This window comes from Bacillus sp. SIMBA_008, assembly GCF_046535495.1.
In the GTDB taxonomy this organism is placed as follows: domain Bacteria; phylum Bacillota; class Bacilli; order Bacillales; family Bacillaceae; genus Bacillus; species Bacillus subtilis.
This window is the reverse complement of the sequence record NZ_JAWRWL010000687.1, coordinates 1-261: the sequence shown is the minus strand read 5'-3', so window position 1 is coordinate 261 and position 261 is coordinate 1. Positions and strand designations below refer to the sequence as shown.

Annotated in this window: 1 protein-coding gene; it reads right to left on the bottom strand. The window is 67.4% G+C overall.

Features of this window, described 5'->3' with window-relative positions:
- On the bottom strand, window positions 1-261 hold a 261-nt coding region (locus SB658_RS24995), incomplete at both ends, for a hypothetical protein (protein ID WP_410603107.1).

The window sequence follows — 261 nt, the reverse complement described above, 5'->3', positions numbered from 1 at the left end:
CGTGCCGAGCACCCAGGACGGTCGCCGCAACAACGCGAACAGGTGCGCCGTGCTGAGCCCCTGCTTGCCGGTTCGCCCCGACTGAGCCTCGACTTTCCGAACGCCGCGGCTCTGGTACTGGGCACCGAGCGACATGAAAACCGCGCCGGCGATGGCAAGCGGGATGCCGAGCAGAAGCCCGGGGTTGTCGAACAGGTCGACGAGCTCGTCGGCCGTTGTCTCCGCGACCCGGAAGGTGGTGTCAAGCCAGCTCACGATGTC